The organism is Streptomyces sp. NPDC102437, assembly GCF_044765565.1.
GTDB lineage: Bacteria > Actinomycetota > Actinomycetes > Streptomycetales > Streptomycetaceae > Streptomyces.
Map to the genome: position 1 here is coordinate 133,564 of NZ_JBIWKI010000016.1, position 12,288 is coordinate 145,851.

General features: G+C 72.6%; 8 protein-coding genes. 7 read left to right on the top strand and 1 reads right to left on the bottom strand.

Annotation, left to right across the window (positions count from 1 at the left end; genetic code table 11):
- Window positions 1-271: 271 nt before the first annotated feature.
- From ACIRJP_RS21875 to ACIRJP_RS21905, 7 genes are all read left to right on the top strand, one after another.
- Window positions 272-1,663 carry a hypothetical protein gene (locus ACIRJP_RS21875; RefSeq protein WP_404176575.1) on the top strand — a complete coding sequence of 464 codons (1,392 nt, stop codon included), beginning with the start codon at window positions 272-274 and terminating at the stop codon, window positions 1,661-1,663.
- A gap of 26 nt (window positions 1,664-1,689) precedes the next feature.
- Window positions 1,690-2,733 carry a glutamate ABC transporter substrate-binding protein gene (locus tag ACIRJP_RS21880; RefSeq protein ID WP_404176578.1) on the top strand — a complete coding sequence of 348 codons (1,044 nt, stop codon included), beginning with the start codon at window positions 1,690-1,692 and terminating at the stop codon, window positions 2,731-2,733.
- Between the two features lie 105 nt (window positions 2,734-2,838).
- On the top strand, window positions 2,839-4,161 hold the full coding sequence (locus ACIRJP_RS21885; RefSeq protein WP_404176581.1) for a hypothetical protein: 1,323 nt from the start codon (window positions 2,839-2,841) through the stop codon (window positions 4,159-4,161).
- 61 nt (window positions 4,162-4,222) lie between these two features.
- Entirely contained in the window at window positions 4,223-7,003 is a 2,781-nt protein-coding gene (locus ACIRJP_RS21890) for a tetratricopeptide repeat protein (RefSeq protein WP_404176584.1), read from the top strand.
- Between the two features lie 2 nt (window positions 7,004-7,005).
- Window positions 7,006-8,310 (top strand): protein phosphatase 2C domain-containing protein, encoded by a 1,305-nt coding sequence (locus ACIRJP_RS21895; RefSeq protein WP_404176587.1) that lies wholly within the window; start codon window positions 7,006-7,008, stop codon window positions 8,308-8,310.
- A 122-nt stretch (window positions 8,311-8,432) separates the two neighbouring features.
- Window positions 8,433-9,791, top strand: a complete 1,359-nt coding sequence (locus tag ACIRJP_RS21900; protein WP_404176590.1) for a VWA domain-containing protein — start codon at window positions 8,433-8,435, stop codon at window positions 9,789-9,791.
- 136 nt (window positions 9,792-9,927) lie between these two features.
- Entirely contained in the window at window positions 9,928-11,199 is a 1,272-nt protein-coding gene (locus ACIRJP_RS21905) for an FHA domain-containing protein (protein WP_404176593.1), read from the top strand.
- Between the two features lie 60 nt (window positions 11,200-11,259).
- Here the strand turns inward: ACIRJP_RS21905 and ACIRJP_RS21910 are convergent, their stop codons facing one another.
- Window positions 11,260-12,240 (bottom strand): methyltransferase domain-containing protein, encoded by a 981-nt coding sequence (locus ACIRJP_RS21910; protein WP_404176596.1) that lies wholly within the window; start codon window positions 12,238-12,240, stop codon window positions 11,260-11,262.
- Between the last annotated feature and the right edge of the window lie 48 nt (window positions 12,241-12,288).

The following is a 12,288-nucleotide window of genomic DNA, read 5'->3' on the forward strand; positions in this document are numbered from 1 at the left end:
GAACCGATCAGTTGCACCGGACGTGTTCATGAGTGGGGAGATCGGCCCGCATCGGGTACTGGTCCGCCGATCGTCTTGATCGGCGGCGCAGGCCTTGATCGAATGCAGGTGACCGCAATCGGATGTGTGATCGCATCACATCCGTGGGCCGATGCAGGATCCGGACGTTCCAGGTGTGGATGTCGGTCCCTGCGGCCATACTTCATGGCCGGGCACCAGCCCCCGATCGGCCGGGGGCCGGGCCACCGTCAGTGACCGAGGGGGAGGTCGAGTGACATACCCGCCGAATGTACGCACGGCGCCGGAACACGAGCAGGCGCAGCCGCCCGCGCCCGCGACCGTACCCGCTCCGCACCAGCGCGGTGTGCTGTCCATGACCGCCGACCGGGTGCGCGCCGCGGCCACCACCGAGCCCGGCAGGCTCCAGATCATCGGGGCCGTGCTGGCCCTGCTCGTCGTCGCGTTCGGGGCCGTGACGGCGTTCGAGGTCGCCGACCGCGAGTCCGCCGCCGGTGACGTGGTGGGCCGCAGCCAGCCGCTGAGCGCCGACGCGGCGGCCGTCTACCGCTCGCTGGCCGACGCCGACACCGCGGCTGCGAGCGGCTTCCTGGCGGGGGCACAGGAGCCGCGCGATGTCCACGACCAGTACGAGCGGGACATCAAGGAGGCGTCCCGGCTGCTGGTGAAGGCCGCCGCCAACACGGACGCGGCGACGAAGTCCGGGCAGGAGATCACCACCCTCAACGTGGAACTCCCCCGCTACACGGGCCTGATCGAACGGGCCCGCGCCAACAACCGGCAGGGCCTGCCGCTGGGCGGCGCCTATCTCCGGTACGCCAACCAGAAGATGAGCAACGTGCTGCTGCCGGCCGCCGAGCGGCTCTACGCGGCGGAGACCGGCCGGCTCGGCGAGGACAACGACTCGGCGCGGACCTTGCCCTTGTTCTCGCTGGGGCTCGGCGTGGTGGCGCTGGCCGCGCTGGTCTGGGCGCAGCGGCGCAACTACCGAAGGACGAACCGGGTCTTCAACCACGGGCTGCTCGTGGCGACCGCCGCGTCCACCGTGATCCTGCTGTGGCTGGCCGTGGGGCACACGGTGGCCCGGTCCCAGCTGAATGCCGCGGATGTGAACGGGCAGCAGTCCCTCGATGTGCTCAACCACGCGCGGATCGACTCGCTGAAGGCCCGCGCCAATGAGAACCTCACGCTGGTCGCCCGTGGTGCGGTGCTCACCCCGGACGGCAAGAACGACAAGTACGAGACGGACTACAACACGGGCATGAAGGCACTCGGCGAGGAACTGGGGAAGGCCGAGGGGCTCGCGGACGACGCCCGGGGAAGCGATCCGGTGAAGGCCGCCTCCGCCGCCGTCACCGAGTGGCAGGAACGTCACCGGGCCGCCCGCACCACCGACGACAACGGTGACTACGAGGGTGCCCTGAAGCAGATCGTCGGGCCCGAGAAGTCCACGGGTGAGTCGTTCCAGCAGGTGGACGACGCGCTGGCGAAGGCGCTCGCCCATGAGCAGGACCAGTTCACCCGGGCCGCCGGGGACGGGCGCGGGGCGCTGTGGGGCCTGTCGGCCGGGGCGGCGGTGCTGGCCGTGCTGGGCGCCGCCGCGGCGATCATCGGGATCAACCGCAGGCTCTCGGAGTACCGATGATCGGGGGAGCGATGAAAGGAGGAGCGATGACCAGGAAGCGCATGGGCGCATGGTCGGCCCGGGTCAGGCTGCGCGGCTGGGGCGGAGTGACAGCCATGGCCGCGGCCTGCGCCCTGACGGCCTCGCTCACCCTGCTGCCGCTCTCCCACGGCGGCGCCGACGCATTCGGCGGGGGCCTCACGGGCCAGGGCACCGCACAGGCCGTCCAGGCCAAGGCCGACGACTGCACGGACCCGGAGGCGAGCCTCCCGCCCTCGTCCGCCGACGGTCCCAGCATCGAGAAGATCAAGAAGCGCGGGAAGCTGATCGCGGGGGTCGACCAGAACAGCTTCCGCTGGGGATACCGCAACCCGGAGAACCGCCGGATCGAAGGCTTCGACATCGACCTGGTGCGGGCCATCGCCGAGAACATCCTGAACGACCGCGACGCGGTGATCTTCCGGGCCATTCCCACCAACAAGCGGGCCGAGCTCCTGGCGAACGGCAAAGTCGACGTCGTCGTCCGCACGATGACGATCAACTGCAAGCAGGCCCGGAAGGTCTCGTTCTCCACCGCCTACTTCCAGGCCGGGCAACAGGTCCTCGCGCCGAAGGAATCGTCGATCACCGGGTACGACGAGTCCCTGGCCGGCAAGCGGGTCTGCACGGCCAACGGCTCCACCGCCTACGACGCGCTGAAGAAGCAGTCGTTCGGCGCGGTCTTCGAAGACCCGCACGACGGCACCACCGCGGACGAGAACCAGCTCACCGTCCCCAACCAGCTGGACTGCCTGGTGCGGTTGCAGATGGGCGAGGTCGACGCGGTGGTCACGGACAACGCCCTGGCGGCCGGACAGGCGGCCCAGGACCCGGCGGTCGAGCTGAAGGGCGACATGCCGTTCACCACCGAGTACTACGGTGTGGCCGCGAAGCTCGGGGCCGACGATCTGGTGGCCCGGGTCAACCAGGTACTGGTCGGCTACCGAAGTGGTGGAGCGAAGAGCGACTGGATGCAGTCGTACCAGCATTGGTTGGAGGCCGGGCTGCCGGGGATAAAGGGACCGCCGGCACCGAAGTACCGGAGCAACTGACGGCCGGTCCGTCCGGGTGTGCGCGACGGCGCGGACCCCGGCCGGTGAGGCAGTGGCACTGATCCTGCCGGGTACGCCCCGGCAGTAAGAGCGGAGAGGTGATCGATGGGCGCGGGCCCCTTCCCCGGCTATGCGGCCAGGCCCCCCGGCCCGGTCATGGACCGGGACGAGGCGGACCGCGCGCTGGCCCGGCTCGGCGCGGAGCACGAGGCGATCGAGACCTCGCTGCTCGCCCTGCAGGACCACGCGGGCCGCCGGCTCCTGGAGGGCGCCGAGCTGACCGGCGTCACCAGGGAACGCTGGGCCACCACCGAGCAGTCGATCACGCTGCTGTGGGGGTATTTCGACGCCTACGCGCGGGCGCTCGACCGGGCCCGTTCGGTGCGGGCCCGCCGCCGCTATCCCAACCGGGACGATCTGCTGGCCCTCACCGAGCTGCTGCGCGGCCCGGGTGTCACCGTGGCGCACGCGGCGGCCCGCCCCGATCCCTCGGTCAACGGTCCGGCCAGGCTCTCCGAGCGGTTCACGCTGGAGGAGCTGGTCGCCCGGATGAACGAGCTGTACGCCCGCTCGCTGGACATGGTCGTCGCCTCCGACTCCGTGTGGTCCGCGCTGCCCGCCCGGATAGACCTGCTCGCCGCCGAGCTGCACCGCACCCGCTCGCTGGCTCACTCCGTGGGCGTGCGGCCCGGTGAGCACCCGGCGGGCGACGACCTGGCGGCGATCACCCAGGAGCTGACCACGCTGCGGGCGCAGGTGATCTCCGATCCTCTCGCGTTCTGGCTGCCGGGGCCCGGCAGTTCGGCGCCCGGCGGCGGCCGCCCCGACACGGCGCGCTACGACCGGGCGGCCCGCGCCCTGGACGACGTACGCCGCGAGATCGAGGCGGTGCTCGCGGTCCGGCAGGACGCCGAGCAGCGCCTGGTCCAGCTGCGCGACGTGCTCTCCCGCGCGGACCGCACCCTGACCGAGGCCCGGTCGGCGCGCGGCGAGGTACTGGCGAAGATCGCGGCCTCCGAGGTGCCCGCGGTCAGCGGCCCGGCGACGGTGCTCCAGGAACGGCTGGCCGCCGCCTCGGAGTACCGCAGGCACGCCCAGTGGCACCGGCTGTCCCCGCTTTTGGAGACGCTGGAGCGGGAGGCGGAGGAGGAACTGCTGCGGGCCCGTGAGTCGTTGACCGCTGTCACCGCCCCGCTCGCGGTGCGGGCGGAGCTGCGCGGCCGGCTCGACGCGTACAAGGCGAAGGTCGCCCGGCACGGGCTGGCCGAGGACCCACTGCTGATCGAGCGGTACGACGCGGCGCGCCGGATGCTGTGGAGCGCGCCGTGCGATCTGCGGGTCGCCGGACAGGCGGTGCTGCGCTACCAGGAGGCGGCGGCCGAGCTGCTGTCCCAGCGCCGGGCACCGGGGCCGGAGGACCGGCGATGACCACGGATGTGTGCAAGGTGGCAGGGCCGTTGCGGCGGCGGGGCGATCAGGGGGACCGACCATGAGTACGCAGTGCCAGCGCCCCGCGTGCGAGGGCAGTTACGAGGACATGGGCGGTGGTGAGCTGTACTGCGACACCTGCGGCCTGGCTCCCGTCGTGTCGCCACAGGGGCCTCCCCTGTTCGAGCGAAGCCGAGAACTCGGGGATGGGATGGTGAGCTCGCCGCCCACCGGGATCGCGGTCGGCGGCGCGAACAGCCGGGGCAGCAGCAGTGGTTCGCGGTCCTCGTCACGGGCGTCCTCGCGGTCGTCCCGCTCCTCCCGCTCGTCGACCTCACGGCGCTCGGTGTCGGGGCGGCTCTCGCGTTCGCTGTCCTCCGGCGCCACCTCCCGCTCGGTCTCGGTCCGTTCCTCCGGTTCGGCCTCGGGCGCGTCCGCCCGGGGCAGGCTGGGCGTCGGCCTGGTCGAGGTGCCGGATGTGCCGCGTCCCGACCCGCGCTCGGCGGTGATGGAGAACCCGGAGGTACCGGAGCGGAAGCGATTCTGTTCTCGTTCCGACTGCGGGGCCCAGGTCGGCCGGTCGCGCGGCGAACGGATCGGCCGCACGGAGGGGTTCTGCACCAAGTGCGGTCACCCCTACTCCTTCGTGCCCAAGCTCCACGCGGGCGACATCGTGCACGGCCAGTACGAGGTCGCCGGCTGTCTGGCGCACGGCGGACTCGGCTGGGTCTATCTCGCGGTCGACCGTGCGGTCTCGGACCGCTGGGTGGTCCTCAAGGGCCTGCTCGACACCGGCGACCAGGACGCCATGGAGGCCGCGATCTCCGAGCGCCGCTTCCTCGCCGAGATCGAGCACTCCAACATCGTCCGGATCTACAACTTCGTCGAGCACCTCGACCAGCGCACCGGCTCGCTCGACGGCTACATCGTGATGGAGTACGTCGGCGGCAAGGCGCTCAAGGACATCGCCAACGAGCGCCGCACCCCGGCCGGCAAGCGCGACCCGCTGCCCGTCGAGCAGGCTTGCGCGTACGGCATCGAGGCGCTGGAGGCGCTCGGCCATCTGCACAGCCGCAACCTGCTGTACTGCGACTTCAAGGTCGACAACGCGATCCAGACCGAGGACCAGCTGAAGCTGATCGACATGGGCGCGGTGCGCAGGATGGACGACGACGAGTCGGCCATCTACGGCACGGTGGGCTACCAGGCTCCGGAGGTCGCGGAGATCGGCCCGTCGGTCGCCTCCGATCTGTACACGGTCGCGCGGACGCTCGCGGTGCTCACCTTCGACTTCCAGGGCTACACCAACGTCTTCGTGGACTCGCTCCCGGATCCGGACAACATCGAGGTGTTCCGGACCTACGAGTCGTTCTACCGGCTGCTGGTGCGGGCCACCGACCCGGATCCGGCGCGGCGGTTCGCCTCGGCCGTGGAGATGGCGGAGCAGCTGACAGGGGTGCTGCGCGAGGTGGTGTCGCTGCAGACGGGGCGGCCGCGCCCGGCGCTCTCGACGCTGTTCGGCACCGAAGTGCGGGTCACCGACACACAGTTGTTCCCGGAGCCGATGGGCGATGTGTCGCGGCTGGGGATCCGGGCGATGGCCCCGGCCCGGTCCGGCCGCCGCGGGCGGCGCGGTGGGGCGGGCAACGCGCCCCGGGCCGCGGCTCCGCCCGCGCCCGCCGCACCGGCGCCCGGCGCGCTGCCCGGGTATGCCCCGCCCGCTCCCGGGTACGCCGCGCCCGGGGCCGCTCCACTGGCCGTGCCGCCCACCCACGTACGGGCCGGCAACGCGCCGGGCGGGAACGGCGAGGCCGCCGCGTACGCGCAGCCGCAGGCCGCGATTCCGGCCCCCCGGGGCCCGGCCGCCGCTCCGGCGGCGCTCTCCCCCGCGCCGGACGGCCCGCTCCTCGCCGAGCTCGACGTACGGTCCACCTCGCTCGCGCTGCCGGTGCCCCGGGTCGACGCGAGCGACCCCAACGCGGGTTTCCTCGCCGGGCTGATGACCACCGCCCCGTCCGAGCTGATCTCCGTGCTGGGCGCGGTGCCGGTGGCCTCGCTGGAGACCCGGCTGCGCGAGCTGCGCGCCCGCCTGGAGCTGAACGACCTCGGTGCCGCGGGGCAGACCTTGACCGCGCTGGAGGGCCAGTACCCGGACGACTGGCGGGTGGTCTGGTACCGCGGCATCACCTCGCTGGTGACCGGCGACAACGAGAACGCGGCGCTGTCCTTCGACGCGGTGTACGACGCGTTCCCCGGCGAGCCGGCGCCCAAGCTGGCGCTGGGGATCTGCGCGGAGGTCCTGGGCCAGCTGGACAACGCCGCCGAGTACTACCGGCTGGTGTGGACGACCGACCCGAGCTTCGTCAGCGCCGCCTTCGGGCTGGCCCGGGTGCAGATCGCCGCCGGGGACCGGGCCGGGGCCGTCAGCGCCCTGGAGTCGGTGCCCGAGGCGTCGATCCACTACACGGCGGCACGGGTCGCCGCGGTGCGTGCCCGGCTGCGCGGGAGGTCCCCGGACGAGCCGCTGATCACCGATCTGATGGCCGCCTCGGCCCAGGTTTCGGGACTGGCCGGTTTGGGTCTGGACGCGGTGCGCCGGGAGCAGCTTTCGACCGAGGTGCTGGGGACGGCCCTCGACTGGGTGCTCTCCGGTAGCCCCTCGGCGCAGCCTCCCGCGCCTGCCGGGCCGGGAGTGCTGCTGGGCAGTGAGCTGGACGAGCGGGGCCTGCGCTTCGGGCTCGAACGTTCGTACCGGATGCTCGCCAGGCTTGCTGAGCCCGGCGATGAGAGGATCGAACTGGTGGAGCGGGCCAACCGTCTCCGCCCCCGGACGTGGGTGTGAAAATGTCGCAGAAGCCCCAGGAGCAGAAGCCCCAGGAGACGGCCCTGTCGAAGTGCCCCGGCTGCGAGGAGCCGCTGGAGCCGGGGGACCTGTTCTGCGGTGCGTGCGGGTACGACCTGTCGGCCGTGCCCGCCGTCGCCCAGGACCACCCGACAGTCGCCATGACCGTGCCCGCGGAGGGTTCGGCGGGGGTCCGCTTCGACCGGCGGCGTGAACCGGACGGACCGGCCGGACCGGGCACATCGAATGTGTCGACGTCGAACGGGCCGAGTACGTCGAGCGGATCGGACGACTTCGAGCTGCCCGCGCCGGCGGCCGCACCCGACCCCCGTACCCCCGCCGTGGATCCGGTGGCGGCCACGCCGCCGGCCGGTGCCAAGCGCTGTGTGGCCTGCCGGGCGGGCAGCGTCGACACCGACGGCTACTGCGAGAACTGCGGTCACGCCCAGCCTCGCGAGCGTGACCACATGGAGCGGGAGCTCGGTTCGGTGGCCGCCGTCAGCGACCGGGGCCTGCGCCATCACCGCAACGAGGACTCGTTCGCGGTGTCGACCACCGCCCTGCCCGACGGTTCACCGGCCGTCGTCGCGATCGTCTGCGACGGCGTCTCGTCGGCCAGCCGCCCGGACGAGGCGTCGGCGGCCGCCGCGAGCGCGGCCAACGAGGCACTCCTGGAGTCGCTGCCGCGCGGCACCCACCCGCAGCAGGCGATGCACGAGGCGATCCTCGCGGCCGGCGAGGCGGTCAACTCCCTGGCCCAGGAGCCCGGCCGGGCCATGGAGCACGACCAGCACCGCCATCAGAACGCCCCGGCGTGCACCCTGGTCGGCTCGATCATGGCGGGCGGTCTGCTGATCGTCGGCTGGGTCGGCGACAGCCGGGTCTACTGGGTGCCCGACGACCGCAGCAACCCGCCCGCCCGGCTGACCGAGGACGACTCGTGGGCCGCACAGATGGTGGCAGCGGGCCTGATGAACGAGGCGGAGGCGTACGCGGACGAGCGGGCCCACGCGATCACGGGGTGGCTCGGCGCCGACGCGTACGAACTGGAACCGCACACCGCGTCCTTCAAACCGGACCGGTCCGGTCTGGTGGTCGTGTGCACGGACGGCCTGTGGAACTACGCGGAGTCGGCGGCCGAGATGGCCGCCGCGGTACCGGCCGACGCGCACCAACGGCCGCTGCACGGCGCCCAGGTGCTTGTGGGTCACGCGCTCGACGGCGGGGGCCACGACAACGTAACAGTGGCTCTGCTGCCGTTCGCCGTGGAGCCGCAGGGGGCAGGATCGGCGTGCGGTACCCCGTGAGCCCCGTTCCGTAACGCTTGGTTCCAGTTCCGACCGTCCGCCCCGCCACCGCCGCCTTCGCCCGTTTTTCTTCGCTCGCAGCTGTCTTCATCCGACACCTGGGGTCCCAAGGAGCCGACCAGATGGCCAACTTCTCCAAGTCGAACGTGCCGCAGTTCTCCGTCGAGGTGTACCAGAACGAATATCTGCCGGAAGGCGGCCGCGAGGTCAACGCGATCGTCACCGTCACCTCGACCGGGGGCGGCACCACCGGCGGCGTCCCGCTGTCCGGTGCGGCCGCGTCGCCCGAGCACGTTCCCGGACGGGGGCCGAACGCCGCCGTGGTGATCATGGTCGACTGCTCCGGCTCGATGGACTATCCACCGACGAAGATGCGCAACGCCCGCGACGCGACCGCCGCGGCCATCGACACCCTGCGCGACGGCACCTCGTTCGCCGTCGTCGGCGGCACGCACGTCGCCAAGGAGGTCTACCCGGGCAACGGCCGGCTCGCCTTGGCCGACGCGCGGACCAAGGCCCAGGCCAAGGAGGCCCTGCGCGCGCTCAGCGCCGGTGGCGGTACGGCCATCGGCACCTGGCTGCGGCTGACCGACCGGCTGCTCGGCGCGGCCGATGTGGACATCCGGCACGGCATCCTGCTCACCGACGGCCGCAACGAGCACGAGGCGCCGGAGGACCTGCGGGCCGCGCTCGACTCCTGCGCGGGCCGTTTCACCTGTGACGCCCGCGGTGTCGGCACCGACTGGGAGGTGAAAGAGGTCACAGCGATCGCCTCCGCGCTGCTCGGCACGGCCGACATCGTGGCCGACCCCGCGGGGCTGGCCGCGGACTTCACGCAGATGATGGAGAACGCGATGGGCAAGGAGGTCGCGGATGTCGCACTGCGGCTCTGGACGCCCGTCGGGGTCGAGATCAAGTTTGTGAAACAGGTCGCACCGACGGTCGTCGATCTGACCGGCCGGCGCACCGAGGCGGGTCCCCGCGCCGGGGACTACCCCACGGGCTCCTGGGGCGACGAGTCCCGCGACTACCACGTGTGCGTGACCGTGCCGCAGGCCGGAATCGGGCAGGAGATGCTGGCGTCCCGGGTCTCGCTGATCCTCCCCGACCCGTCGGGCGGGGCCCCGCAGACGCTCTCGCAGGGCCTGGTCAGGGCCGTGTGGACCGAGGACATGGTGGCCTCCACCTCGATCAATCCGCAGGTCGCGCACTACACCGGCCAGGCGGAACTGGCCCAGGTCATCCAGCAGGGACTCGATGCCCGCAAGTCGGGCGACTTCGACGGCGCGACCGCGAAACTGGGCCGCGCGGTGCAGCTGGCATCGGCCTCCGGGAACGAGGACACTGCGAAACTGCTTTCGAAGGTGGTGGACGTCGTGGACGCGGCGACCGGTACTGTGCGCCTGAAGGCGAAGGTCGCGGACGCCGACGAGATGACACTCGAAACGCGCTCGACCAAGACCGTTCGCGTCAAGAAGTAGAAACGATCAATAAACAGCAAACAGTAGGCACAGAGCCACACAGTCGAGCCCCCCGGCCGGAATGATCCGCCGGGAGGCGAAGAGCAGAAAAATACGCCGGCCCCGGGGCCGGCCCAGGAGAGGGGGAAGCGCCGACATGCCGACCTGCCCGAACGGACACCAGTCGGGTTCCGACGACTGGTGCGAGGTCTGCGGCCATCGCATGACCGGCGCGGGCGCGCCTGCGGGTGCGGTCCCCCCGCCGCCGCCCCCGCCGCCCGCCGCCGGTTACGGCTACCCGCCGAACCCGGGTCCCGATGCGACCCAGGCCGCCGAGCTCTGCCCGCAGTGCCGTACGCCGCGTGAGGCGATGGCGCCGTTCTGCGAGGAGTGCCGCTGGAACTTCCTCACGAACACCGCGACGTCGTACACGCCGCTGGCCCCGGCCCAGGGCGCGCCCGGCCCGCCGCCCGGCCTCAACCTGCCGCCCGGTTTCCAGGCGCAGCAGCCGCCCCCGCCGCATCAGCAGCGCGACCCGTTCGAGTACCAGGGTTCGCGGCCCTCGCAGATGAACCGCCCGGCCGAGCCGCTCTCCGCCGAGCGGGGCGACCAGCCCGGTCCCCCGGCCCCCGGTCCGGGCCCGCAGTCGCCCCCGGCCCCCGGACCCGGTCCGCAGTCGCCCCCGCCGCCGTTCCAGCAGCAGGGTCCGCCGCCTTTGCCGTCCTTCCAGCAGCAGCCCGCACCGCCCGCGCCGTTCCAGCAGCAGTCCGCGCCGCCGCCGTTCCAGCAGCAGTCGGCACCGCCGGCACCGTTCCAGCAGTCCGCGCCGCCCGCGTTCCCGCAGCCCGGCCCGCCGGCTCCGCAGCCGCCCGCGCCGCCGCACCAGCAGCAGGGGCCGCAGAGCAGCGGCAGCGGCGAGGACGACTGGATGCTGTCGCCGCCGTCCCGCACCCAGGGCCCTCAGCAGTCGGCCCCGGCGCAGCAGCAGCCGCCGTTCCCCGGGCAGAACCAGAACCAGCCGCCCGCGAGCTGGACCGCGGTCATCGCCCCGGACCGGGAGTACTTCCTGGCGATGATGCAGCGCAGCGGCCCCGAGGCGACCGGGCTGAACCTGCCCGCGTACTCCCCGGAGCAGCAGCTTCCGCTGGCCGGCAACCAGATCACCATCGGCCGCCGCAGGCACAGCACCGGCGAGTCGCCCGACATCGATCTGTCCGTGCCTCCGGAGGACCCGGGCGTCTCGCACCAGCACGCGGTGCTGGTGCAGCAGCCCGACGGGGGCTGGGCCGTGGTCGACCAGAACTCCACCAACGGCACCACGCTCAACGGCGCCGAGGACCCGATCCAGCCCTATGTGCCCGTCCCGCTCCAGGACGGCGACAAGGTACACGTCGGGGCGTGGACGACGATCACGATCCGCCGCGGCTGATCCGCGTCGCAGGCGTGGGTCGCGCCACGCGCGTCGCACGCGTCGCAGACGTAACAGAGGTCACACGGTCGGCAGTGGCCAGGCGTACGGCCCCTCGGGGTCGTCCAGCCAGGCCCACTGCCGCCCGTCCCGGACCGTGATGCCGAACCGCTCCCGCTCGGGGCGCTTCTCGCGCTGCCAGAGGGAGAGGGCCTCGCGCGGGTCGAGCGAGCCCTCGGTCAGCGCCAGCAGGAACCGGAAGAGGTCGTTCTCGCTGAAGCGCCTCGGCAGCGCGCGGGTGTGCGGGCGCCGGACGGGCGGCACCGGGCTGCCGCGCAGCGGCACGAAGTAGGCAGCCGTGTGCAGGAACCGGCCCTCGGCGTACTTCCCGTGCGCCGCTTCCCGTACCCGCAGGATGATCAGTCCGGTGGCGAACGGGGCCAGTATCCGGGCGCCCGGTACGCACTGCTCCAGCCAGGACTGCGGTACGCACGGCAGGGTGCAGGTGGCGATGATCCGGTCGTACGGGCCCCGGCGGGGCCAGCCCCGGGTCCCGTCCCCGGTGATCACCTCCGGGTGGTAACCGGCCGCGTCCAGGTGCCTGCGGGCCGACTCGGTGATCTCCGGGTCGAGGTCGACGGTGGTCACCGCGTCGTCGCCCAGCCGGTGGGCGAGCAGCGCCGCGTTGTAGCCGCTGCCCGCGCCGATCTCCAGGACCCGGTGCCCGTCCCGTACGTCCAGCTCTTCGAGCATCCGGGCCATCAGCGAGGGCTGGCTGCTCGACGAGATCAGCTCGCCGTCCTTGATGCGGGTGGCCAGTGCCCCGTCCTCGTACGCCCCGCGCAGCCACCGGGCCCGCCGGACCGGGTCGGGGTCCTCGCACCACAGGCGGTCGTAGCCGCCGGCCACGAAGTAGTACGGCACAAACAGATGCCGCGGCACCTCCTCGAAGGCGGCCCGCCAGCCGGGGTCGACCAGCGCCCCGCCGGCCACGATGGAGCGCACCATCGCCCACCGCTCCTCGGCGGCGGCCGCGGCGAACCGATCGGTGTGCGCGTCCATACCTCCACCTTCCTGCGCCGGAGGCCAGGGGGCCAGGAACCCGGGCCC

What these genes read in the sequence shown, in the direction of transcription:
- ACIRJP_RS21880 (WP_404176578.1), top strand. Translation starts at nt 1,690, where the DNA reads ATGACCAGGAAGCGCATGGGCGCATGGTCGGCCCGGGTCAGGCTGCGC.
- ACIRJP_RS21890 (WP_404176584.1), top strand. Translation starts at nt 4,223, where the DNA reads ATGAGTACGCAGTGCCAGCGCCCCGCGTGCGAGGGCAGTTACGAGGAC.
- ACIRJP_RS21905 (WP_404176593.1), top strand. Translation starts at nt 9,928, where the DNA reads ATGCCGACCTGCCCGAACGGACACCAGTCGGGTTCCGACGACTGGTGC.
- ACIRJP_RS21910 (WP_404176596.1), bottom strand. Translation starts at nt 12,240, where the DNA reads ATGGACGCGCACACCGATCGGTTCGCCGCGGCCGCCGCCGAGGAGCGG.
- ACIRJP_RS21885 (WP_404176581.1), top strand. Translation starts at nt 2,839, where the DNA reads ATGGGCGCGGGCCCCTTCCCCGGCTATGCGGCCAGGCCCCCCGGCCCG.
- ACIRJP_RS21895 (WP_404176587.1), top strand. Translation starts at nt 7,006, where the DNA reads ATGTCGCAGAAGCCCCAGGAGCAGAAGCCCCAGGAGACGGCCCTGTCG.
- ACIRJP_RS21900 (WP_404176590.1), top strand. Translation starts at nt 8,433, where the DNA reads ATGGCCAACTTCTCCAAGTCGAACGTGCCGCAGTTCTCCGTCGAGGTG.